General features: G+C 55.0%; 18 protein-coding genes and 4 tRNA genes. 6 read left to right on the top strand and 16 right to left on the bottom strand.

Going from position 1 to position 20,884, the window contains the following annotated elements; genetic code table 11:
• Nucleotides 1-8: 8 nt before the first annotated feature.
• Nucleotides 9-959, bottom strand: coding sequence for a magnesium/cobalt transporter CorA (gene corA, locus WG891_RS13160; protein ID WP_337263126.1), 951 nt, complete (start codon nt 957-959; stop codon nt 9-11).
• Between the two features lie 455 nt (nt 960-1,414).
• Here corA and WG891_RS13155 point away from each other — a divergent pair, with 455 nt between their 5' ends.
• Nucleotides 1,415-1,888 (top strand): WbuC family cupin fold metalloprotein, encoded by a 474-nt coding sequence (locus WG891_RS13155; protein WP_337263125.1) that lies wholly within the window; start codon nt 1,415-1,417, stop codon nt 1,886-1,888.
• Nucleotides 1,889-1,932: 44 nt separating this feature from the next.
• On the opposite strand, the gene uvrD is transcribed toward WG891_RS13155, so the two are convergent.
• From uvrD to lptM, 6 genes are all read right to left on the bottom strand, one after another.
• The gene (uvrD, locus tag WG891_RS13150) at nt 1,933-4,095 is read right to left on the bottom strand and encodes a DNA helicase II (RefSeq protein WP_337263124.1); all 2,163 of its coding nucleotides are present in this window, start codon (nt 4,093-4,095) and stop codon (nt 1,933-1,935) included.
• Between the two features lie 189 nt (nt 4,096-4,284).
• Nucleotides 4,285-5,016, bottom strand: a complete 732-nt coding sequence (gene yigB, locus WG891_RS13145; protein WP_156293314.1) for a 5-amino-6-(5-phospho-D-ribitylamino)uracil phosphatase YigB — start codon at nt 5,014-5,016, stop codon at nt 4,285-4,287.
• A complete protein-coding gene (xerC, locus tag WG891_RS13140; protein ID WP_337263123.1) occupies nt 5,016-5,927 on the bottom strand; it encodes a tyrosine recombinase XerC in 912 nt (303 codons plus the stop codon). The genes yigB and xerC overlap by 1 nt, the downstream gene beginning before the upstream one ends.
• A complete protein-coding gene (locus tag WG891_RS13135; RefSeq protein ID WP_337263122.1) occupies nt 5,924-6,628 on the bottom strand; it encodes a DUF484 domain-containing protein in 705 nt (234 codons plus the stop codon). Before WG891_RS13135 ends, xerC begins: the two co-directional genes overlap by 4 nt.
• Entirely contained in the window at nt 6,625-7,449 is an 825-nt protein-coding gene (dapF, locus tag WG891_RS13130; RefSeq protein WP_337263121.1) for a diaminopimelate epimerase, read from the bottom strand. The genes WG891_RS13135 and dapF overlap by 4 nt, the downstream gene beginning before the upstream one ends.
• Before the next feature lie 91 nt (nt 7,450-7,540).
• Nucleotides 7,541-7,714, bottom strand: a complete 174-nt coding sequence (gene lptM, locus WG891_RS13125; RefSeq protein ID WP_337263120.1) for an LPS translocon maturation chaperone LptM — start codon at nt 7,712-7,714, stop codon at nt 7,541-7,543.
• Between the two features lie 78 nt (nt 7,715-7,792).
• Here lptM and cyaY point away from each other — a divergent pair, with 78 nt between their 5' ends.
• On the top strand, nt 7,793-8,113 hold the full coding sequence (cyaY, locus tag WG891_RS13120) for an iron donor protein CyaY (protein ID WP_337263119.1): 321 nt from the start codon (nt 7,793-7,795) through the stop codon (nt 8,111-8,113).
• Nucleotides 8,114-8,150: 37 nt separating this feature from the next.
• Here cyaY and WG891_RS13115 read toward each other — a convergent pair whose 3' ends face one another.
• The gene (locus WG891_RS13115) at nt 8,151-10,706 is read right to left on the bottom strand and encodes a class I adenylate cyclase (protein ID WP_337263118.1); all 2,556 of its coding nucleotides are present in this window, start codon (nt 10,704-10,706) and stop codon (nt 8,151-8,153) included.
• A 303-nt stretch (nt 10,707-11,009) separates the two neighbouring features.
• Between WG891_RS13115 and hemC the strand changes: the two genes are divergently transcribed.
• Genes hemC through hemY form a run of 4 tightly spaced genes read left to right on the top strand, consistent with a single transcriptional unit; the run spans nt 11,010 to nt 15,032 of the window.
• The gene (hemC, locus tag WG891_RS13110; RefSeq protein ID WP_076943513.1) at nt 11,010-11,951 is read left to right on the top strand and encodes a hydroxymethylbilane synthase; all 942 of its coding nucleotides are present in this window, start codon (nt 11,010-11,012) and stop codon (nt 11,949-11,951) included.
• The gene (gene hemD / locus WG891_RS13105; RefSeq protein WP_156293308.1) at nt 11,948-12,688 is read left to right on the top strand and encodes a uroporphyrinogen-III synthase; all 741 of its coding nucleotides are present in this window, start codon (nt 11,948-11,950) and stop codon (nt 12,686-12,688) included. The genes hemC and hemD overlap by 4 nt, the downstream gene beginning before the upstream one ends.
• 22 nt (nt 12,689-12,710) lie before the next feature.
• Nucleotides 12,711-13,835: a uroporphyrinogen-III C-methyltransferase gene (hemX, locus tag WG891_RS13100; protein ID WP_337263117.1), complete on the top strand. Its 1,125-nt coding sequence runs from the start codon at nt 12,711-12,713 to the stop codon at nt 13,833-13,835.
• Between the two features lie 3 nt (nt 13,836-13,838).
• Complete coding sequence (gene hemY / locus WG891_RS13095; RefSeq protein WP_337263116.1) at nt 13,839-15,032, top strand: protoheme IX biogenesis protein HemY; 1,194 nt, start codon at nt 13,839-13,841, stop codon at nt 15,030-15,032.
• A 708-nt stretch (nt 15,033-15,740) separates the two neighbouring features.
• Here hemY and WG891_RS13090 read toward each other — a convergent pair.
• The 8 genes from WG891_RS13090 to wzxE form a co-directional block, all read right to left on the bottom strand.
• Nucleotides 15,741-15,817, bottom strand: a tRNA-Pro gene (locus WG891_RS13090).
• Nucleotides 15,818-15,892: 75 nt separating this feature from the next.
• Nucleotides 15,893-15,979 (bottom strand) — tRNA-Leu (locus WG891_RS13085).
• A 47-nt stretch (nt 15,980-16,026) separates the two neighbouring features.
• A tRNA-His gene (locus WG891_RS13080) sits at nt 16,027-16,102 on the bottom strand.
• 58 nt (nt 16,103-16,160) lie between these two features.
• A tRNA-Arg gene (locus WG891_RS13075) sits at nt 16,161-16,237 on the bottom strand.
• Nucleotides 16,238-16,441: 204 nt separating this feature from the next.
• Nucleotides 16,442-17,182 (bottom strand): lipopolysaccharide N-acetylmannosaminouronosyltransferase, encoded by a 741-nt coding sequence (gene wecG / locus WG891_RS13070; RefSeq protein WP_337263115.1) that lies wholly within the window; start codon nt 17,180-17,182, stop codon nt 16,442-16,444.
• An 11-nt stretch (nt 17,183-17,193) separates the two neighbouring features.
• Nucleotides 17,194-18,555 (bottom strand): ECA oligosaccharide polymerase, encoded by a 1,362-nt coding sequence (wzyE, locus tag WG891_RS13065; protein WP_337263114.1) that lies wholly within the window; start codon nt 18,553-18,555, stop codon nt 17,194-17,196.
• The gene (locus tag WG891_RS13060) at nt 18,552-19,637 is read right to left on the bottom strand and encodes a TDP-N-acetylfucosamine:lipid II N-acetylfucosaminyltransferase (RefSeq protein ID WP_337263113.1); all 1,086 of its coding nucleotides are present in this window, start codon (nt 19,635-19,637) and stop codon (nt 18,552-18,554) included. The genes wzyE and WG891_RS13060 overlap by 4 nt, the downstream gene beginning before the upstream one ends.
• Nucleotides 19,634-20,884, bottom strand: coding sequence for a lipid III flippase WzxE (gene wzxE / locus WG891_RS13055; protein WP_337263112.1), 1,251 nt, complete (start codon nt 20,882-20,884; stop codon nt 19,634-19,636). The genes WG891_RS13060 and wzxE overlap by 4 nt, the downstream gene beginning before the upstream one ends.

Below are 20,884 nucleotides of genomic sequence, written 5' to 3'. Positions count from 1 at the left end.
CGTTTCGCTTACAGCCAGTTCTTACGCTTGAAGTACAGGTACGGGGCCAAGCCCGCCAGCAGCATCAGGATAATGGCGCCAGGGTAACCAAACGACCACTTCAGTTCCGGCATAAATTCAAAGTTCATGCCGTAACTCGAGGCTACCAGCGTTGGCGGGAGGAACACCACCGATACCACCGAGAAGATCTTGATGATGCGGCTCTGTTCAATGTTGATGAACCCCATCGCCGCCTGCATCAGGAAGTTCACCTTCTGGAACAGCGATTCGTTGTGTGGCAGCAGGGATTCGATATCGCGCAGCACTTCACGCGCCTGCTCCAGTTGGCCGGTTGGCAAACGCGCCTTACGCACCAGGAAATTCAGCGCCCGCTGGGTATCCATCAGACACAGCCGCACCTTCCAGCCAACGTCCTCCAGTTCTGCTAACGTTGACAACGCCTCGTCATACTCCTCGCCTGGATGGCCTTCCATGATCACGCGGCTGAGTTTTTCCAGATCGCTGTAGACGTTTTCGATCTCATCAGCCAGTTGTTCAATCTTGGTTTCAAACAGATCCAGCAACAGCTCGTAAGCGTTACCCTCCATCATTCTCTGATTACGGGCTCGCATACGGTAAAGCCGGAATGCGGGCAACTCACGCTCACGCAGGGTATACAGACGACCGTCGCGGATAGTAAAGGCCACCGTGGAGTTGCCCGCGTGATCTTCCGCATCTTCAAAATAGAAAAAGGAGTGAATATGCAGGCCGTCTTCATCTTCAAAGAAACGGGCGGAGGCTTCGATGTCATCCAATTCAGGGCGTGTCGCCAGGCTCTGGCCCAGCTCGGTTTGCACGCGCTCACGCTCGCCTTCCTCCGGCTCAACCAGGTCAACCCACAACGACATGGTCAGATCGTCTGAGTCATCCAACTCCAGACGGGATAAGCGGCTGTTGTCTAATTTAAAAGCGCTTAGCATGTGCCAAAACTCCCCTATAGTGACGGGTAGAGACAACGCGTTGAAGCACAGAGATCGAGAAAGGTGGGAAAATGTATCACCAGTTCGTTCCAGACCATGAAGAGATCCGACTCAGAGCGACACAAAGAAGGTCACCGACAACCACGAAGGGTATCAGCGCGATGGGATAGCCTTAGAAGTTGTACCTGTTGTTGTCCAGGTCATTGAGCCAGTATCTACTGGGTGTGTCCAAGGCATATGTCCTCATTGATAGTAGTGCGCGCATGTTACGCCGAGAGGAAAAAGCCTGTCAACACGTTAGACAGTATAATTGCGCAACAATTCATCAGGCTGGCTGAGCTTCTGTAACAACTCGCTAACCGCGGCCAAACGCTGCAGAAAAACACGCGCCGATCTCTGACCGCTACCCGGAAAATTGCTAAGATTAGGGCACAAAACCCTTGCGGAATAACCTTATGAAACAGATTACCGCCCACGACCTGACGACCATGAGCGAACAGGCCGCTAAAGTTCAACGCCTGCGCGCGCACCGCAATTTGCATGAAGAGTTAAGCGATCCGGTGCAACGCTTGGCGATCGCCATGGAGCCGGGGACCTATATCCGCCCACACCGCCACCCGCAAACCTGGGAGTTACTCACCGCGTTGCGCGGCCGTTTTGTAGTGTTGCAGTTCAACGATGATGGCGTCGTGACCCAACGCACCCTGCTGGGCGAAGAAACCAAAGTGCTGGAGATGCCCGCATCGACCTGGCATGCCGTGCTGTCGGTTGACCCAGGTGGCGTAGTGTTCGAAGTGAAACAAGGCCCTTATCGCGCGCTGGCAGAAGAAGACTGTATGGCTTGGGCACCGCAGGAGGGAGGTGAAGGTATTGCCGCCGTTATGCGTTGGTATGCCACCGCGAAAGTGGGCGATCGCTACCCTCATTGAAGTTAATTCTGGGGCACTGTAAAGGGTGCCCCGATCCCCCTCAGTTAAGCCGTTTCCAGCTTGGCGTAAGCCGCCACCAGCCACTTGATCCCTTCCCCCTGAAACGCAATCTGCAACCGGCTGTGTTCGCCGCTGCCTTCCAGGTTGACGATCGTACCTTCACCAAACTTCGGATGGCGCACGCGCTGACCCAGTTTGTAGCCGGTATCGTTCTCGCCGATCGGCGTTCCCATGCGGCGATGATTCACCGGGCGCGAAACGCTGGCGCGCAGGCGCACTTCCTCCACACACTCCTCTGGGATTTCACCAATAAAGCGCGATGGGCGGTGATACACCTCTTTACCGTACAGGCGGCGGGTTTCCGCGTAGGTCAGCGTCAGTTTCTGCATAGCACGGGTCACACCGACATAAGCCAAGCGACGCTCTTCTTCCAGCCGACCGCCTTCATCCAGCGACATCTGGCTCGGGAACATACCCTCTTCCATACCGACGATAAACACTTGGCGGAACTCCAACCCTTTGGCCGAGTGCAGGGTCATCAGCTGCACCGCGTCCTGGTAGGCATCCGCCTGGCCTTCGCCCGCCTCCAGCGCGGCATGGGAGAGAAACGCCTGCAATGGCATCAGGTCCTGATCTTCATCCTGATAGCTGTATTGGCGGGTGGCCGTGACCAGTTCTTCCAAGTTTTCGATGCGCGCCTGACCCTTCTCGCCTTTTTCCTGCTCATACATGATGAACAAGCCGGAATCACGGATCACCCGGTCAGTTTGCACATGCAGCGGCATATCCGCAGTTTCGTGCGCCAGTGAATCCACCAGTTCGAGAAAACGCTGCAGCGAAGAGGCTGCGCGGCCCGCCAGCACCTTATCCTGCAACAAGGCGCGCGTTGCCTGCCACAGCGTCAGTTGCCGATCGCGCGCCGTTTGCCGCACTACGTCAAGCGTACGATCGCCAATGCCGCGCGTTGGGGTATTCACCACACGTTCAAAAGCGGCATCGTCATTACGGTTGGCAATCAAGCGCAGGTAGGCCAGCGCGTCTTTGATTTCCTGGCGTTCGAAGAAGCGCATACCGCCATAGATACGGTATGGCATCGCGGTTTGCAGCAACGCCTCTTCCAGTACGCGCGACTGGGCGTTACTGCGGTAGAGGATCGCACAATCGTTCAGCGCCCCGCCGTTGTCTTGCCAGGACTTGATGCGGTTGACCACAAAGCGCGCTTCGTCCAGCTCGTTGAAAGCGCAATAGATCGAGATCGGCTCACCTTCGGCCCCTTCGGTCCACAGGTTTTTGCCCAGGCGCCCGTCGTTGTTGGCAATCAAGGTATTAGCCGCTTTCAGGATATTGCTGGTGGAGCGATAGTTCTGCTCCAGGCGCACCGTTGCTGCACCGGGGAAGTCTTGCAGAAAACGCTGGATGTTCTCCACCTGGGCACCGCGCCAGCCATAAATTGACTGATCGTCATCGCCCACGATCATCACCTTGGCCTGATCCCCCGCCAGCAGGCGGATCCAGGCATATTGAATCCGGTTGGTATCCTGGAATTCGTCCACCAGAATGTTAGTGAAGCGCTCACGGTAATGATTGAGGATATGCGGCTTGTTCAGCCACAGCTCATGGGCACGCAGCAACAGTTCGGCAAAATCCACCAGCCCCGCCCGATCGCAGGCTTCCTGGTAGGCCTGGTAGATGCGCAGCCAGGTGGCCTCGACCGGGTTGCCGTAGCTTTCGATATGCTGTGGGCGTAAACCATCGTCTTTTTTGCCGTTGATGTACCACATCGCCTGACGCGGTGCCCATTGCTTCTCGTCGATGTTCAGCGCGCGCACGATGCGTTTGATCAGCCGCAGTTGGTCTTCGCTGTCGAGGATCTGGAAATCCTGCGGCAGGTTGGCATCCATATGGTGGGCACGCAGCAGGCGGTGCGCCAGCCCGTGGAAGGTGCCGATCCACATGCCGCCCTGGCTGGTACCAATCAAATGCTCAATACGGTTACGCATCTCCGCCGCCGCCTTGTTGGTGAAGGTCACTGCCATAATTGAGTAGGGTGAACAGTTCTCCACCGCCAGCAGCCAGGCGATGCGATGCACCAGCACACGGGTTTTTCCGCTGCCTGCGCCCGCCAGCACCAACAGGTTGCTGCGTGGCGCAGCCACGGCTTCACGTTGTTTATCATTCATGCTGTCGAGCAGATCGGAAACGTCCATAGGCACCATTTAATAGGTAAAGGGAAAGTGTGCGCTCCGCGTGCTTTCCACTGGGGATTTATACAGATTCAAACCGGGATTATACCCGAAATAATTGAAGTTGCAGCAAGGCGGCAAGTGCGTGAATCCTCAGGAGCTTACTCAAGTAAGTGACTGAGGTGAGCACACGTAGCCAACACAGCTGCGGCTTCAAGTATGAAGGGGAGATAACAATGCTGTCAGCGATGCCAACTGAGTGATCTCAATATGTGGCAGCAAACGGCTATCTTCGGCCTGCATCAGGCTGCGCTGGCGATCGTTGATCCAGCAGGCTTGCAGGCCCGAACGCAGCGCGCCAGCCACGTCGGTGGTCAGATCGTCGCCAACGTGCAGGATCTGCCCTGGCGCGACGCCCAGCCTGACGGCTGCCAAGCGGTACATATCCTGATAGGGCTTGGCACGGCCATCCGGCCCTGAGCGCAACACAAACTGAAAATACCCACCCAGCCCGCATAGCGCCGGATCGGCATTGCCGTTAGTGATCGCCACCAACGGATAACGCTGCGCCAGCGCCTGCAACGTCATATGGGTCGCTTCCGGTATATCGATCCGGCTACGCCACAGGGCAAAATTCTGCATGGCTGCGTCTGCACCCAGCGCGGCTTCTGCATCGCGCAACCCTTGGCGGCTTAGCGCCAAGTGGACCGCTCGCCAGCGCCATTGAGTGACATCGTGGTAAATCTCTGGATCCTGCTCGCGCAGTTCCTGGCGCAAACGGTGAAAATCTGCCGACTGAAACTGGCTCAAGCCCGGATGGTAGCTCTGCAAAAAGGCCACCGACTGCTGCTCGGTTTGAGTAATTACCGGGCGATTGTCGTATAGCGTATCGTCAAGATCGAAGGTCAGCGCCGCCAGCGGGCGCAGCGGACGGTAAAAGTGCATCAGGATTTCCCCCGTTTGGCACGTGGATGCGCGGCATCATACACTTTCGCCAGATGTTGAAAGTCGAGGTGGGTATAAATTTGCGTGGTGGTCAGGTTGGCGTGGCCCAATAATTCCTGCACCGCGCGCAGATCGCCGCTCGACTCCAGCATATGGGTGGCAAAAGAGTGGCGCAGCTTATGCGGGTGAATATGGCTGTTAATACCCTGCTTAACGCCCCACTCGGCAAAACGCTTCTGCACGTTGCGGGCCGAAATGCGTTTACCTTGGTTGGAGAGGAACATCGCATCGTCGGCCGGTGCAAACAGATCGCGCAGTGCTAACCAGTATTGCAACCAAACGATCGCCATACGGCCAAGCGGCAGTTTGCGCTCTTTGCTGCCTTTGCCCATCACCCAGAGTTCACCGGCTGCCAGATCGACATAACGGCAATCCAGCCCCACCAGTTCAGCAAGACGCAGCCCGGCACCGTACATCACCTCCAGCATGGCGCGATCGCGCACCGCCAGCGGATCGTTGAGATCAATGTTCAGCAGTTGATTCATTTCATCAACGTCGATGTTTTTCGGCAGATGGCGGCCACTGCGTGGCGTGCGGATCCCTTTCGCCGGGTTGGCGCTCAGCACGCCCTGGCTGACCAGCCAATCCAGAAAGCTGCGCAGCGCCGAAAGATGCAACGCCAGGCTAGAAGATTGTAGCCCGGCGCGTTTGCTGCGTGCCGCCAGTTGGCGCACTTTTGCCGCATCCAGCATCGGCCATGCACTGACGCCAAGATCGGCCGCCAACGCCATGAGCGCCTGCAGTTGGCGCGCATAGCTGATTTGAGTGAGTGGGCTAAGCTGGCGCTCGACCTTCAGATAACGCAGGAAAGCGTCCACCGGCGGTTGCAGGCTGGCCGCTGAAAGGCTCATACGCGTTCGATCCAGCGTTCCAGCAGTTTCGGCAGCATAAGCGCCAGTTGGCCAAGCATCACCGTGCCCATGCCCTGCTGATAATGTTGCGTGTCACGGCTGCTGAAAATCACCATGCCCAGTTCGCCATGTTCCCCAAGCAATGATAGAGCCACCGAACCGACCTGCTTCGCCTGCGGTAACAGCAGCAACAGTTCGGGGCCATTAAGGTTGCCGAGATAATGCAACTGACTACCCAGACGCTGAATGCGCAAGGGTTCAAACGCCGAGCGCGCCAGGCCAAGATGGGTAAAATCCGATGGTGCACCGATGTTCCAGCGATCGCTAAACAGACGGATATTGGCCCCTGCCAGGCCCAAGCCACGCGCCCAGCGCTGCAAACGGTTCAGCATCTCCTGCAGGCTGCTGGCAGTGGCCAGATCGGCCTGCAGATGCAGCAGACGGGCAAACAGCGTTTCGTTGGCGCTGGCCTGCTCCATCAGCAAAGTGATCTCTTCTTCCAACTGGGTGATGTGGTTGCGCTGCCGCGCCAAATGCCACTCCACCAACGACACCGTGCCACGTACCGGGTGCGGCACGCGCATCTGTTCAACCTGGCGCGCATTGCGGATAAAGAAATCAGGATTCTGTAGCAGATACTGCATGATGACATCGTCCTCAAGCTCAATACCCGTCACTGCCTGGTCCTCTACACTCTTCATAGATGAATAAATCCGTCATAGACATGGGTCGCAGGACCGGTCATAAACAAAGGATTGCCCGGCCCTTTCCAGCGGATATGCAAGCTGCCGCCCGGCAGTTCCACATGGACTTCTTCTGACAGCAACTCTTGTTGGATACCGATCGCCACCGCCGCGCAGGCGCCGCTGCCGCAGGCCTGTGTATCGCCCGCTCCGCGCTCATAAACTCGCAGCTTGATGTGTTCACGACTGACCACCTGCATAAAACCGATGTTGGCGCGCTCGGGGAAACGCTCGTGCCCTTCCAGCACCGGGCCGAGGAATTCGACCTTGGCGGTTTTAACATCATCCACCTGTAAAACACAGTGTGGGTTACCCATTGAGACAACGCCACACAGTACAGTATGCTCCGCTGCGCGCATGATGTAGGTTTTTTCTGCCTTGGTGGCGCGAAACGGCACCACCTGTGGATCGAAGTTCGGCTCGCCCATGTTGACGCAGACCTGATCGTCATCGGTCACACTCAATACCATACGCCCGGTTTGCGTGCTGACGCGGATATCCCGCTTGTTGGTCAGCCCTTTCAGCCGTACAAAGCGGGCAAAGCAGCGGGCACCGTTACCACACTGCGCCACTTCGCTGCCGTCAGCATTGAAAATGCGATAATGGAAATCGAGTTCTGGATCGTAAGGCGGTTCTACGATCAGCATTTGGTCAAAGCCAACGCCCAAATGCCGATCGGCCAAGCGGCGGATCAGCTCAGGTGAAAAGTAGACATTCTGTGTTACGGCATCGACCACCATAAAGTCGTTGCCCAGACCGTGCATTTTGGAGAACTGCATATCATACTCCGCTATCTGGACGCGCTATCCGTCGGACATCCACGCTGACCCAGCCACCACAAGTGGATGGTGACAGGTTGCTCATCGACGGTTATTGCTGAGTGCCAGCGGGTTGTTGTTGATTTTTGCCTACATTATCAGCATTTGTCGTCGGCTGCGCCGCCGGTTTGTCCTGCGGTGGGAAATAAAGCGGGCCTTTCAAGCCACAGCCAGCAAGCCCAGCCAGCAGAACGGCCATCAGCGCATAGCGTAATTGTTTTTTCATTTGCATTAATGCCTGTAATTCATGCGTCCAAGCTCACTATAATCGCAGGTGGATCATGAAAAGCAATAGGAATCGAATATGAACGACAGCGAGTTTCACCAGTTGGCCGACCAACTGATGCTTGATATTGAACAGACACTGGATGATTTTGACGGCGATGCAGACATCGATTACGAAACCAACGGCGGTGTTATGACGCTGAGCTTCGAAAACGGCAGCAAAATTGTCATAAACCGCCAGGAACCGCTGCACCAGGTGTGGTTGGCCACCAAGACCGGGGGTTATCACTTTAACTACCGTGACGGCGCCTGGTGCTGCGATCGCAGCGATCGTGAGTTCTATGCATTGCTCAGCGAAGCCGCCAGCGCGCAGGCGGGTGAAACGGTCCGTTTTGCTTGAGTGCTGTTACCAAGGGGCGCAAATTATCGCGCCCAGGTCAGTGCAGTTGGAAGTGTTGTTTCAGGGGCTGAACGGGATTACCGTCAGAAATAGCGACGCACAGATTAGACAGCGTATTGCTGCGGAATGGGATCACCTGAGTGCGGCCATCAAGCTGCACAATCTGGTAAAACTGCGGCAGGTTGAAGTTGATAAAGCTGGAACCGTAGGTAAAACGATCGTGTGATGACGAGTAGAAGCGGCTGACGTCTCGCACTAACTCCTCTTTGCTGCCTTCACAGTGGTGATACACCTCAATGCGGTTCGATTCATCCAGAATGTAGATATTGAAGCCTTTCTGATCCTTGGTGTCTTCAAAGAAGAACTGGATAATCCCTTCGCTGGCAAAGCCATCCACCACTGCCGGCAGATGCACCTGGTCGGCTTCTACCTTGATCGACAGGCCATGCAGCTTGTTGTGAGAGATGGCACCGTAAAACTCCACCGCGTTCTCCAGCTTTTGCACCGACACGCTCAGGCGCTCAAAGAACAATCCCCAGGTTTGCCCGGCTACGCGCACCGCTTTAAAACGGCCCGGTTCGAGACGGGTACTGGAAAGACGCAGCTCAATGCATTCGGAAACCAACTGCTGAATGCGGGTACGGATCAGGCCGCGCAGATGCTGACTGTAACAGAACACCTCTACCGACTCCGGTGGCGCTGCATCCTGGTGCATTTTGCCCAGAATGGTTTTCAATGCCTCGAGCACCGATTGTTCACCGCTGAAATGCAAGGTACGCACTTCGTTCCACGAGTTGCGGTACAGCAGATCGATACTGCCTACCAGACATTGCTGTTGCTGGCCGAAACTGAACACGTCCAGTTTGCGGAAATCAAAATGCACTACCTGATTGCGGAAGGCGGCTGTCGGATCGTTTTCCAGGTTGACGATAATCGCCAGGTGGCGGATTTCACAAGGGCTGTACAGCGCCTTAGGCGTCGGGGCAGGTAAACGCAGCGGGAAATGATGCGACACGTCAGCAACCAACTCCTGCAACTTGGCAGAGTCGCAGATATCCGCACTTTTGATATGCAAACGGGTCTGCGGCGTCAGCAGGCCATTGAAATAGGCCCAGGCCACCAGCTTGTTCAGGTAACGGTTATATTCCAGCGGCTGATGGCTGACGATAGTGCTCATAGCCGGAGCCTGGTTATACAGATACCAGCCGGTGCGGTTGGCGCGGCCGGCCGGCACATGAATAAAGGTTAAATCATTTTCCGACAGATCCGGCGAAATCTGCGGGTTCACCAACGTCACTTTACCCGGCAACGCTTCAAATGCGGCGTACAGTTTGCGGGTCAACACGCCGATATCCTGTGGGCTGGCGCTGACGCTGAGGTTGTTGCGGCGCGCAAAGCGGATCAGATTACGGTAGCTCTGCATCATCGCGTCCAACAGTTCGTTGTGAGCTTCGCGGACGCGTTCGATCTTCCAGTTGGCGCGATTATCCAGAATAGCCAGGCGCTCTTCGCTCCAGCCCCAGTCACTGACCAGTTGACCAAGAATTTCACGCCGCCAGCCGACGCAGGCTTTGGACAGCGACAGCTTTTCGCAGACTTTCAGGTAAAAACAGCGGCGGACCAGATCGAGGCGGGTGGTATCGTTAATTTGCGTCAGGTAATGAGTCACGCGCTCCAGCATCATACAGTAGGCATCAAGACCAAAACAGACGATCTCCCCTGCGTGCAGACGCTGTTTGATGTCCATCGCCAGCAGCTGCGTATTAGGGTATTCCCACGAATACGCCTCAAGCAGCAGCGTTTTCAGCACCGCTTTGTACGGCGAATCGATACTCTTATACAACTGCCACAGGCTGGCACCGAAATATTCTTCCGCTGACAGCGTGCTCAGCCCGCCGAGATCCAGCCATTCATTCGGCGTTAATACCCCCTGTGCGTACAGCGACAGGACATATTCATCATAATGCGCTTCTTCTTCGCCCGGCACCATGTTCCACAGGATACGTTTCCCTGCCAGACGCACCGCCGAGCGGTAGAACTCATCCAGCAACAGAATGTGTTGGGTAGAACCGCAGTCCTCACCGCCCAGGCTGCCGCTTTCATTATGACGGAAACGGTTTTCATCAATCAGGAAGAAGCTGACTTCTGCCCCCATTGAGGCCGCCCATTTCTCCAGCAGGTTGCATTTCTGCTGCAGACGATTGCGCTCTTCGTTATCAAGCCAGGATTGGTGACATACCCAGATATCCAGGTCTGAGGTGCAGCTCTGGCCGATCGATGAGGTGCTGCCCATGCTGTACACGCCAGTGATTGGCAGTTCACCACAGGCCATTTGCTCAAAGGGGCTGCCCCACTTTTCTTCTAAATCAGTAAGATAATCTTTCTGGATTTCATCGGGCGTGTAGAGACAGACACCGTGGGGAACGTTACCAGTAAGATAGCCCGGCATCAGCGGATGGTGATAGTGCAGTAAAGTAGGCAGCAGACTATACACCCGCTGAAACGCGGGCTTCATCGCTGCCAGAGCGCGATCAACGCGTAATTGGTTAATCGCATCCAGTCTCTGTTTAAGTGTCTCGATGTAGAGGTACAAGACGTCTCGCCTGATTATCCTGGTACTTGAAAAAAACCCGTATTCCGTCAGCGTCTTTAGTTTAGAAGAATATTTGACGACTTATTGCTGGAAACGTGATCAATCTAACACCTTGCTGATTGACCGTAAAGGAGGTAAAGCGACACACTTATTCTCACGTCTCTATAAACGATTTTCCCGGCCACGCCGCTTCCTCACCTCCCCATTGATTCCGTTGTCCTTTCTCCTCCTGTGGCTTCTTGCACTGACAGTTTTCGTACTCAGTGGTAGGATGGACGGCGAATTATAAAAACGGTAACCCGCATGTTAGACAAAACGATTCGAATTGCCACCCGGCAAAGCCCACTGGCACTGTGGCAAGCGCATTATGTACAACAATGCCTGATGGCAAACCATCCAGGCCTGCAGGTAGAACTGGTGCCAATGGTGACCCGCGGCGACGTTATTCTGGACACACCGCTGGCTAAAGTCGGTGGTAAAGGCCTGTTCGTGAAAGAACTTGAGCTGGCTTTGCTGGAAGGCCGGGCGGATATCGCCGTGCATTCCATGAAAGATGTGCCGGTCGCTTTTCCTGAAGGCCTGGGGTTGGTCACCATTTGTGAACGCGACGATCCGCGTGATGCCTTTGTCTCCAACCGTTTCGCCTCCCTCAGCCAGCTGCCGCTCGGTAGCGTGGTGGGCACCTCCAGCCTGCGCCGCCAGTGCCAGTTGCGTGAACGCCGCCCGGATCTGATCGTGCGCGATCTGCGTGGCAACGTAGGCACTCGCTTGGCCAAGCTGGATAACGGCGATTACGACGCCATTATTCTGGCCGTCGCCGGGTTGAAGCGCCTGGGGCTGGAACAGCGCATCCGTTGCCCGCTAAGCGCAGAAGAATCGCTGCCCGCCGTCGGCCAAGGTGCGGTAGGTATTGAATGCCGCCTTGATGACGAAGTGACCCGCGCCCTGCTCGCCCCGCTCAACCACCGCGCGACAGAAATCCGCGTTAGCGCTGAGCGAGCAATGAATACCCGGCTGGAAGGCGGTTGCCAGGTGCCCATCGGCAGCTACGCCGAACTGGAAGGCGAGCAACTGTGGCTGCGTGCGCTGGTCGGTGCACCAGACGGCAGCCAGATCGTGCGTGGAGAACGTCGTGGCCCTGCCGCTATGGCGGAGCAGATGGGCGTTGAACTGGCAGAAGAACTGCTGGCCGCAGGCGCTCGCGAGATCTTGCATGACGTTTATCAGGGAAATCCTCCGGCATGACCATTCTGGTAACCCGCCCTTCTCCGGCAGGAGAAGAACTGGTGGGCCGCCTGCGCGCCCTCGGCCGGGTTGCCTACCACGCGCCGCTGATTGATTTTGCTCCTGGTGCAGACCTGATTAAACTGCCCCAAGCGTTGTCACAGCTAAATGAGGGCGATCTGGTGTTCGTACTGTCGCAGCACGCGGTCAGCTATGCCAACTCCGTGATCAACCGTGCCGGGCTTCAATGGCCAACCCGCTTGTCTTATTATGCGATCGGTCGTACTACCGCGCTGGCAATGCATCGTATCAGCAGCCTGCCGGTAGAGTATCCGCGCGAGCGTGAAATCAGCGAAACGCTGCTGCTGCTGCCTGCATTGCAGAAACTGGCGGGCAAACAGGCGTTGATCATGCGCGGTAACGGCGGGCGCGAGTTGTTGGGAGAAACCCTGAGCGCGCGCGGTGCCGCTGTCCGCTATTATGAATGCTACCAGCGCAGCCCGGTTCACTATGATGGCACCGAACAAAGTGCCCACTGGCAGCGGGCCGGTGTCGATACGCTGGTCGTGACCAGCGGTGAAATGTTACAACAGCTCTATAATTTAGTTCCTGATTACTATCGTTCTTCATGGCTGTTATGTTGCCGTTTGATCGTAGTCAGTGAACGCTTGGCTACCCTCGCCCAAGAATTGGGCTGGAGCACGATTCGGGTAGCTGATAACGCCGATAATGACGCGCTGATGCGCGCGCTACAATAACCTGACTATGGGATGTGCCACTATGACGGAACAAAACACTCCATCCGCCCCGGTTGAGGAGCCAACCCCTGCGGTCAAGAGCCCCCAACAGCCAGACGCTGACCACCGTAAAGGTAAAAATACCGGCCCGGTACTGGGTGCGATCGCCATCGTACTGGTCATCGCACTGGGAGTGGGTGGCTATTACCACACGCACAAGCAGGCACAAGCACTCATTGCCGCCAATCAGGCCCTGGTGCAACAGCTCAGCGAGCTGCGACAAAGCCAGCTACAAGGGAAAAATGCGCTGGAAGCATTATTGCAACAGCAGGCTAAAACGCTGGATGCTACCGATCACGAGCAAACCACTCTGGCCCGTCAACTGACTGAATTGCAGGAGAAAGTTTCTACCATTTCCGGCAGCGATGCCAAAACCTGGCTGCTGGCTCAGGCCGACTTCCTGGTGAAAATGGCTGGCCGTAAGCTGTGGAACGATCAGGATGTCACTACCGCGGCTACCCTGCTCAAAAGCGCCGATGCCAGCCTGGCAGAGATGAACGATCCCAGCTTAATCGATATTCGCCGCGCCATCACCGAAGACATCGGTTCGCTCTCTGCCGTGGCACAGGTGGATTTTGACGGTATTATCCTGAAGGTGAATCAGCTTTCCAATCAGGTAGATAACTTGCGCCTGGCGGATAACAACAAAGATGAAACGCCGATGGATCAAGACAGCAGCGAGCTTTCCAGCTCACTGAGCGAATGGCGCCAGAATCTGACCAAAAGCTGGCACAATTTTATGGCTGACTTCATCACTATCCGCCGCCGTGATAGCCATGCGGAGCCGCTGCTGGCACCGAATCAGGATATCTACCTGCGTGAGAATATCCGTTCGCGCTTGCTGGTGGCGGCACAGGCGATCCCTCGTCATCAGAACGAAGTGTACAAACAGTCGCTGGAAACCGTATCCACATGGGTACGCGCCTACTTCGATACTACCGATCCTGCCACCAAAGCCTTCCTGGATGAGTTGGACAATTTGATCCAACAACCGATTTCCATGGATGTGCCGCAACAGTTGAAGAGCCAGCCCCTGTTGGAAAAACTGATGCAGAGCCGGGTACGCAATTTGTTAACCCAGACACCTGCCACTCACCAGGAGGGATAAACCATGTTACGCGTGTTATTCCTGTTCCTGGTGCTGATCGCCAGCGTCGTGGTGGGCCCCATGCTGGCCGGCCATCAGGGCTATGTGCTGATTCAAACCGACAGCTACAACGTTGAAACCAGCGTTACCGGCTTAGTGATCATGATGATCCTGCTGTTCCTGGTGCTGTTTGTGATCGAATGGATCCTGCGCCGTGTCTTCCGTACCGGTGCCCGCACCCGTGGCTGGCTCCTTGGCCGCAAACGCAACCGGGCACGCAAGCAGACTAAAGCCGCGCTGATCAAACTGGCTGAGGGTGATTACAAGCAGGTTGAAAAGCTGCTGACACGTAATGCCGATCATGCGGAGCAGCCGGTGGTGAACTATCTGCTGGCGGCAGAAGCGGCGCAGCAGCGCGGTGACGACTTCAGAACCAACCAGTATCTGGAGCGTGCGGCCGAAGTGGCTGATACCGATCAGTTGCCGGTTGACATTACCCGCGTGCGTATCCGGTTGGCACAGGGTGAAGCCCATGCGGCACGTCACGGCGTCGATCGCCTGCTGAACCAGGCTCCTCGTCACCCGGAAGTGCTACGGTTGGCTGAGCAGGCTTATCTACAGACCGGTGCTTACACATCATTGCTGGAAATTCTGCCTTCGATGAGCAAAATCAACCTGCATACTGAGGAAGAACTTCAGGCACTGCAGCAGCAAGCCTATATCGGCCTGATGAATCAGGCGATGGCAGACGAAGGGAGTGATGGCCTGAAACTCTGGTGGAAAGATCAGAGCCGCAAAACCCGCCATGAAGTGCCGTTGCAGGTGGCCATGGTAGAACATCTGATCGAATGTGATGACCATGAACTGGCACAGGATATCGTGCTCAACAGCCTGAAACGCCAATACGATGAACGCCTGATCTTACTGATCCCGCGCCTCAAATCGGGTAACCCGGAACAGTTGGAAAAAGCATTGCGCCAGCAGATCAAACAGCACGGGGCAACGCCATTACTGAACAGTACGCTAGGGCAGTTGCTGATGAAACATGGTGAATGGCAACAGGCCAGTGATGCTTTCCAAGAAGCGCTGAAGCAACGCCCTGATGCCTATGATTACGCCTGGCTGGCCGATGCGTTGGAGAAGCTACACCGCTCTGATGAGGCAGCACAGATGCGCCACGAAGGGCTGATGCTCACGCTGAAGCAAAACGGCGAGTAAGCTACGCTTTCTCTTTCACAACATGAAAACGCGGCCACGGTATGTAGTCGCGTTTTTTTTCGACTGAACGTTACCCCTTGCTATGTATCCATTAATTCAGAGGGTATAGGCAAAAAAAACACTTGCCATATAGGCAAGTGTATAAGAAGCAATCAGGTCTAGAACAACAGGGGTGGTGCCTCACTCAACGTTATGCCCGGAGTGTGATGAAGCCATTGCTTTCATCGTTCTCGTGGACAATAGGCACCCTAAAATTGGCTCTGCATCATTCCTGGGTTTATGAGGCCGGAGGCGAACATAAGAGATGGAATGAGCATCTACGTATTAGGTATTGCACTTCGCGTGCCAATTTACGGCATTCATGCCATAAAGATTAGAAAAATAATTATCATATTGAATTTAAAGGATTTAAATCTCACTCCTCTTCAGCTCATTCTTCACTGCTCCGTTAGGTGTTTTTTAGTCCTAACGTCAACCTGTCGCTTTAACACGACACCATAAGCAGAAATGATTTTTATCAATTAAAATCAAATAGTTAAATGTCTCAAGCTGACGACAGAGACAAGTACCGCTGTCGTTGGAAAACAACATCCCAAAAAGCAGTGCTGAAATCGAGGGGGAGCAGAAAGTGAGATGGCAACAGGTACGGGAAAGTTTAAAAACAGAAAGCGAAAAGCCCGTTCATTGCTGAACGGGCTTTTCTGAAAGTGGTCGGCGAGAGAGGATTCGAACCTCCGACCCACTGGTCCCAAACCAGTTGCGCTACCAAGCTGCGCTACTCGCCGATTTCTTGTTGTTGATACTACTGAATCTTTAAGCTTATGTCTATGTAAATATTAATATTTATCAAACATTTTGTGTGGTGCGAAGAGAGGGACTTGAACCCTCACGTCCGTAAGAACACTAACACCTGAAGCTAGCGCGTCTACCAATTCCGCCACCTTCGCACAGTCACAAAACAGCTTTTAGTTCTTTACTTTACGCTGAGGTAAAGTGGGGTGGCTAATGGGACTCGAACCCACGACAACTGGAATCACAATCCAGGGCTCTACCAACTGAGCTATAGCCACCATTACTACTTTATTCACGCGGTAATCATACCACCGCAGCTCCTGCGCACAAAATTAATGGCGCGCCCGACAGGATTCGAACCTGAGACCTCTGCCTCCGGAGGGCAGCGCTCTATCCAGCTGAGCTACGGGCGCGTAGCGCCGTTGCGGGTGGGGATACTACGGTTTTAAACCCATCCTGTCTAGTGCTTTTTCGCAGAAATGTTGTGTTTGCTTACGCTTTGCTCACTCCTGCACAGGAAAGGGTTCTCTGTTGCCCCTTTTCAACGGTTATCGCTGACTTTTCAGCCGTTTTTCAGGTTGATGCCGTGTTTTGCCAATGGGTAAACACACGGCAGATTACATCTTGCCGGTATAGTAATAACCGACGAATTTAAGCAACTTGAGCTGACGGCCAATGCGGCTTGGCTGGCTGAGCAAGCGATAAAGCCACTCCAGGCCAAGATTTTGCCAAACCTTAGGTGCACGCTTTACATGGCCAGTAAATACGTCGTAGGTGCCGCCTACGCCCATATACAGCGCTTGTGGATGCACTTTGCGGCAATCCCGCATCAGGATCTCCTGCTTCGGCGAGCCCATAGCTACCGTCACAATCGCCGCGCCACTGGCATGAATACGCTCGAACAGCGCTTCACGCTGCTCAGGCGTGAAGTAACCATCTTGGGAGCCAACCAGGTTAACATTCCACTGGCTGCGCAGCTTCTGCTCAGTTTCTGCCAACACCTCAGGCTTGCCGCCGATCAGGAACACCGGCGTACCCTCCTGCCCGGCTCGTTGCATCAGGGCTTCCCACAGATCGGCACCTGCCACGCGCGAAACCTCTGCCCCTGGGTATTTACGGCGGATCGAACGCACCATGCTGATGCCGTCGGCATATTTATACTCGGCCTCATCCAGCAACGCATGCAGTGCAGGGTCGGTTTCCGCCTTAAGGATTTTCTCCGCATTCATCGCGACCAGCGTGCCTTGTTTTACCCCATCAGCGTCGAACAGGAAATCCATGCACTGCGCCATATCACGGAATCCCCAAAGGCTGAAGCCGCGTAACTCATACTTGGGAACCGAAATCTTTGCTTCCATTGTTATTACCTTTACAGAACGCTACCCGCAGAGGGCACCATCGCACGCTTACGTATTATCCGTGCCTTGATCAAGCCAGCGACATCAAACAACCAGTACAGCAATTTTGCCAGCATCAGGCAGACACCAAAAATGATGCAGAAGAACACGACGCGTGAAACGAAGGAGTCGACCCCTTCGCGCGCCAACACGATGATATTGAACACCGCGCCAAAGCAAAAACCCTGCAAAATGGCCGCTTTAAAACGATTCTGCTCGTTTTTGCCCATTTCATACAGCCAGTCAAACCATTTGATGATCAACCCCACCACAATGGCACCAAGAGGGATAAACAGCACGCCGCCCATCACCACCAAAGAACCGATCAAGGTCGGAGAAATCGCCAGCCCGGAATGGTTATCCAACACTTCCCAGGTAAAATAGTTGGCGCTATTCAGCACCAGATCGGGCCGCCCTGGCCACAACCAGGTAGGGATAAACACATAGAAATCACGCACGATCGGTGCCAAGCCCTGGAAGTCGATCTTGTCGTAATTCTGCAGCAGTAACCCCAGGTTTTCCCACGGAGAGAAGGTATCGCGCGTCAGATACAAGAAAGTATAAAACGCTTCGGGGCCACTCACGTCCAGGCTATAGCGTTTCAACGCCAGCCAGAACATGCCGACAATACCGAACACCCCAGCGGCCACCAACATCCACAACGAAATCCAGCCGCGCACGATGCCGATAAACAGGAACAGCGAGAAAGCGATGATGATATTGGCACGGGTGCCACCGACGATCACATAGGTCAGAATGCCAAAGGCCACCGTCGCCGCCAGGAAGAAGAACCAGGCGCGCACATCCTGCTTGAGAAAATAAACCACCAACATCGCCGGGATAAAGAAGTAGAAAAAGCGCTTGAGCGCCACCCCAGATACATCGCTGGAGAAAATCTGGCTATAGGAGTTAAGCTTGAACAACAGGAAACCGTTCTGCATAAAGAAAATGCCGACGGTGCCAATCGCCACCAGCGCCAGTAGCATCCAGGTGAGATGGGTTTCCACCCGGTTCATGGTAAATATCGGCTTATGCTGCTGGTTGCTGCGCTTACGCAACCGCGTTTTGTAGCTGACGTAGTAAATGGCGTAGAAACAGGTCGCAGAAAGAATGGCATACAGCAGGAATTCAACCGGCACCACCTGAACGTCAAACTGGAAGACCAGCAGACAGGTCAGCGGAAAGCCGAAATAAAACGTCAGCAAATAGAGCAGAGAAAAAAACACATTAAAATTGAAACGGACACGCCGGAATTCCTGATAGGTCAGCGTCAGCACAAACAGTGCCCCAATCAGATAAACGACGAACAACCCGCCAAACTGAGCCAACGTCATGGATTTTCTCCCGCCACTTGCGCCAAGGCCTGCTGCCAGCCGTCCACGTAGTTCGGATTAAAGAAGGCTATCGCATGTTTGTCCACCAAAGCCAACTGACGCTGTGACTCGCGGACAATGGCTTCATCCAGCGAATCGCCATAAAACAGAACTGGCAGGTGCTGCTCCGCCAAGTCCTGCCAGAAGGGGTTTTTGCGGCTGAGCACAAACGGCACGCCAAACTGTATCAACAGGCACAGAGTACCGATACCCTGCTGTCGATCAAAGATAAAGTAACCGAGATCGCATTCGCGCAGGATATTCAGGTAATCATCAAACGCCACCTGCTGCGTCAACAGCTGCAGATGGTTTTCGCCAAACAGCGCCAGCCCGGCAGCACGCACCTGCTCAATGTAAGGCTCATTGTTGGCGGGATAACCCATAGGTACAATCACCCGCACATCGCTGCCAAACTGCTGATGAATCGCCTTCAGCGCCTCGATATGGCGGTTAGTACGGTCCCCTGAATTCCCCACCAGAATGGTCAGCGGCCCGGTGCTGTTTTTCTGCACCTCGATGCCGGTCAGTTGAGGGTCCATGCGTGTCGGGAAGTATAGCAATGAGGCCGGAACACGCGGATGGCGCTGCTGGTAGTGAATCAGATCGCCACGCGTCGCAAACACGTGGCTTACCCGCCCCTGCGCGATCCGGCGCAGGATATAAAACAGCCGGAACTTCCAACTGGTGGCATTCTCGTACAGATCGGCCCCCCAGATATGCCAACTCACCTGATGGGCTTTGATTTTACCGCTCAGCAACGCCAGCCACAGCGCCGCGTTAAACTGACCATGCAGGAAAAAGCGGGTATGGCGATCGGCCTGAGCGCGAGCAATCACCGCCTCCGCCAGGCTTTTCTTGCCTGGAAAGGTTTCCACTTTCAGTGCAGAAAACTGGCCCAGCGCCGCAGTATCCTTGGCAGCCACCATAAAATGGCCCACCTGTTCAGCAGGCAAGCGCTCTGCCAGCACGTCATTAAAGAAGCGCAGCACCGTATGATTATGATGCGGGATATCAGATCCCAGTACGTGAATCAGTGTGGTCATACTCGTCTACGATAGAGGATAAATACGCAGCTACAGAGCGCGAAATACACGATGTAGGTTGCCATATAGGCCTGTGCCGCCCCCAGCGCGCCATGCTGCGGGATCAGCCAGTGCGAGAACAGCGTCAGCAAGGCAAACTGGCTGACTTCCGTCAGAATATAAAAACGCAGGGATGCTTTGGCAATCACCAGGTAACCGAAAACGTAAGAGCCGACTTTCAGCACATCGCCAACCAGTTGCCAGGCAAACAGATCGCGCATCGCGACAAATTTTTCGGAGAACAACAGCCAGATAGCGAAATCACGCAGCAACCACACGGTCAAACTGGCGGCAGCCACCGCGGGTAATACAAACTTCAGCGACCGCACAATCTCTTGCGAGATGGCGCTTTTTTCCTTCAGGCGCGACAGCGTTGGCAGCAAGTAAACGGTGAACGACGCAGTAATAAACTGTAGATAAGCATCGGAAATACTGCTTACCCCTTGCCAGATACCCACCTCGTCCCAGCTGTAATGCGCCGCCAGCAGGTTACGCATCATCACATAGGCGACAGGCAGAGTCACGGAGGTGATCAGTGCCATAAGGGTGAACTTGCCTAAATGGCTGGCCAGCGCCTTATCCCACGCCAGCGCAAGATAGCGCAATGGCAGCATCTTGCGCCGCCACAGCAGGAAGCCAGCTGGCAGCACCACCAGTGCAGGAACCAGGGCCAGACCGGCCAACGCCCCCTCATAGCCGCCCAGCTTGAAACACAGGGTGTAGGCCACCACGCCGATCAGGCTACCGCCGATCACCGCCAGCGCGTTCCCCATGGCATCACGGTAGCCTTTCAGAATGGCCAGGAACAGGTTGGCGTAAGCAATCCCCATTTGGATAAACGCCACTGCCCGCACGACATTGACGTACTCGGCATGGCCGAACAGCCCTATGCTTATCGGCTCGGCGGCGAACAGAAATACCAACGCCAACAGGGTCGAAAACCCCAGCACAATGCTGGAAGCAGTGCCCACCGCCATGCGCAACCGCTGGGGATCCTGATGATATTCCGCCACATACTTGGTAATACCGTTAAAAATCCCGGCGCCGGACAGCACGCCAAGAACGGTAATCAATTGGCGGAAATTACCCGCTTGCCCGACACCGCTGGGGCCAAAAGCCACCGCCAGCATTTTGACTACCAACAGCCCCACGCCAATTTTTATCAGCGTGGAGCCAGCAGTCCAAACCGATGCTTTTGCCAGCGACAT

Origin of the sequence: Serratia sp. MMO-28 (genome assembly GCF_037199905.1) — a bacterium.
Lineage (GTDB): Bacteria > Pseudomonadota > Gammaproteobacteria > Enterobacterales > Enterobacteriaceae > Chania > Chania oryzae.
Note: the sequence above shows the minus strand (reverse complement) of the source record. Positions and strands in the feature narration are given on the sequence as shown.